Source organism: Amycolatopsis sp. NPDC021455 (assembly GCF_040640995.1).
Lineage (GTDB): Bacteria > Actinomycetota > Actinomycetes > Mycobacteriales > Pseudonocardiaceae > Amycolatopsis.
Genome location: NZ_JBFACT010000158.1, coordinates 1 through 2,091 on the forward strand (window position 1 = coordinate 1; position 2,091 = coordinate 2,091).

At 73.5% G+C, this 2,091-nt stretch carries 2 protein-coding genes; one reads left to right on the forward strand and one right to left on the reverse strand.

Features of this window, described 5'->3' with window-relative positions; genetic code table 11:
- Nucleotides 1–78 precede the first annotated feature (78 nt).
- Nucleotides 79–537, reverse strand: coding sequence for a carboxymuconolactone decarboxylase family protein (locus AB0G28_RS49285; protein ID WP_361106642.1), 459 nt, complete (start codon nucleotides 535–537; stop codon nucleotides 79–81).
- Nucleotides 538–584: 47 nt separating this feature from the next.
- Here AB0G28_RS49285 and AB0G28_RS49290 point away from each other — a divergent pair, with 47 nt between their 5' ends.
- Nucleotides 585–1,973, forward strand: coding sequence for a PLP-dependent aminotransferase family protein (locus AB0G28_RS49290; RefSeq protein ID WP_361106645.1), 1,389 nt, complete (start codon nucleotides 585–587; stop codon nucleotides 1,971–1,973).
- Nucleotides 1,974–2,091 lie beyond the last annotated feature (118 nt).

A 2,091-nucleotide genomic window follows, 5' to 3' on the forward strand; every position in this document is an offset into this window, starting at 1 on the left:
TTGGGGGTTTGTGGGCCACAACCCCACCCTTGGGGGGGGGGGGGCCCCCCCCCCCCCCCAACGCCACATTGGGGCGCTTCAGCGGGCCGCGCGTTCGTCCGTGCCCGGCACCTTCGCCGTCGTGATGGCGATGCGGTTCCACGTGTTGATGGTGAAGATCAGCGCCAGCAACTGCCCCAGCTCCTCCTCGCCGAACTCCTCGAGCGCCCGGGTGTAGACGTCGTCGGGGACACCACCCGAGACCAGCGTGACGGCTTCGGTCAGGGCCAGTGCGGCCTGCTCCTTCTCGCTGAAGAAATGACCGGCTTCGCGCCATACCGCGACCATGTGCAGCCGCTCTTCGCTCTCGCCCGCCTTGCGGGCGTCCGAAGTGTGCATGTGCAGGCAGTACGCGCAGCGGTTGAGCTGCGACGCGCGGATCTGGACCAGCTCGACCAGCGCGGGGTCCAGCCCGGCGCGGGCGGCGGCGTCGAAGCCGATCAGGGCCTTGAAGGCCTTCGGGGCGGTCTTGGCGAAGTTGGGGCGGGAGTTCGTCATGACCAGAAATCTAGGGCCCGGTTGACCCGCGTGTAGGGTGCATTTCCGTGGCGAAAGACTGGGCCAATTCGGGCGTCGACCTGCACCTGGAGCTGGTGGGCACCGGCGGCAAGCGGGCGGCGCTCATCGCCGCGCTGCGCGACGCCGTCCGCGCCGGGCGGCTCGCCCCGGGCACCCGGCTGCCGCCGTACCGTTCGCTGGCCGCCGATCTGGGGCTGGCCCGCAACACCGTCGCCGACGCCTACGCCGAGCTGGTCGCCGAGGGCTGGCTCACCGCCGTCCAGGGCTCCGGTACCCGGGTCGCGGAGCGGGCCGAGCCGCTGAAACCGGTGCGGACGCCCAAAAAGGCGCCGCGCACGCCGGAACCCCGGTACGACCTCCGGCAGGGGCAGCCCGACGCGACGTCGTTCCCGCGCACCGAATGGCTCGCCGCCGCGCGCCGCGCGCTGAACGTGGCTCCGCACGACGCCTTCGGCCCCGGCGACCCGCGCGGCCGCCGCGAACTGCGGGAGGCGCTCGCCCAGTACCTCGCGCGGGCCCGCGGCGTGCGGACGTCACCGGACCGGATCGTGGTGTGCTCGGGCTTCGCGCACGCGCTGCGGTTGCTGTTTCCGGCGGTGCTGCCGGGGCCGCTCGCGGTCGAGTCGTACGGCCTCGCGTTCCACCGGTCGATCTTCGCCGCGGCCGGAGTCGAGACGATCCCGTTGGCGCTGGACGAAAACGGCGCACGCGTCGAGGACCTGGGCACGCCGTCCGTGCTGCTCACGCCGGCGCACCAGTTCCCGACCGGCGGCCCGCTGCACCACGACCGCCGCACCGCCGTCGTCGGCCACGTCCGCGCGACCGGCGGCGTGCTCGTCGAAGACGACTACGACGGCGAGTTCCGCTACGACCGCAAGCCGGTCGGCGCGGTCCAGGGCCTCGACCCCGAGCACGTCGTCTACGCCGGTTCGGCCAGCAAGAGCCTGTCGCCCGCGGTGCGGCTCGGCTGGCTGGCGCTGCCCGGCCACCTCGTCGACGCCGTGCTCGCGGCGAAGGGCGAGCGCGAGGCGTGGGCGGGCGTGCTCGACCAGCTCACCCTGGCGGAGTTCATCCGCTCCGGCGCGTACGACCGGCACATCCGGCGGATGCGCCAGCGCTACCGCCGCCGTCGCGACCAGCTCGTGACGACGCTCGCCGAACGGGCACCGCACGTCGTGCCGACCGGCATCGCCGCCGGCCTGCACGCCGTGCTGCGCCTGCCGCCGGGCACGGAGGAGTCGGCCCGCAAGGCCGCGGTGTGGCAGGGACTCGCGCTCGACGGCCTGGCCGCCTTCCGCCACCCGGCCGCCACGATGTCCACAATGGACGGACTGGTCGTCGGCTACGCGACCCCGCCCGAACACGCCTACCCCGCGGCTCTCGACGCCCTGTGCCGCGCGCTGCCGCCCGCGTGAAACCCCGGTGTCCCGCGTCCGAGGTTCGTTGACGGCGGCCCGCGGATGCGCCCCAATGTGGCGTTGGTTGCGTTGGACGCACCCAATGTGGCGTTCGGTGCGTTGGACGCACCGAACG